This is a genomic window from Oceanobacillus saliphilus (assembly GCF_023522835.1).
GTDB classification, from domain to species: Bacteria; Bacillota; Bacilli; order Bacillales; family Amphibacillaceae; genus Oceanobacillus; species Oceanobacillus saliphilus.
In genome coordinates, this window is record NZ_JALCZU010000087.1 from 1 (window position 1) to 278 (window position 278).

Below are 278 nucleotides of genomic sequence, written 5' to 3' on the forward strand. Positions count from 1 at the left end.
TAAAACGGCCGCGCCAGCTGGCTTCGTAATCCTCTTTGGGGAAATCGCCCGGCGAGACACCGGTCGCCAGCGCCTGCGCCACCTGCTGCGCATAGTCGGCGTTTTTATCGCACATCGGCGCGGCAGGAATGTACATCACGTTGCCCCAGCCCTGCTGATTTTCTACCGGTGCCACCGCATGAATCACATCGCAGTGCCACCACACCGAATCGCCCGCCTGCAGCGCCGGGATCGAACACAGGCCGGCAATTAATTCCGGATGCCAGCGCTCCGATACC

1 protein-coding gene is annotated in these 278 nt (G+C 61.9%); it reads right to left on the bottom strand.

The features are described 5' to 3' along the window. Positions 1-278: YbiU family protein (locus MN204_RS20550; protein WP_249872914.1), on the bottom strand; the 278-nt coding region annotated here is incomplete at both ends.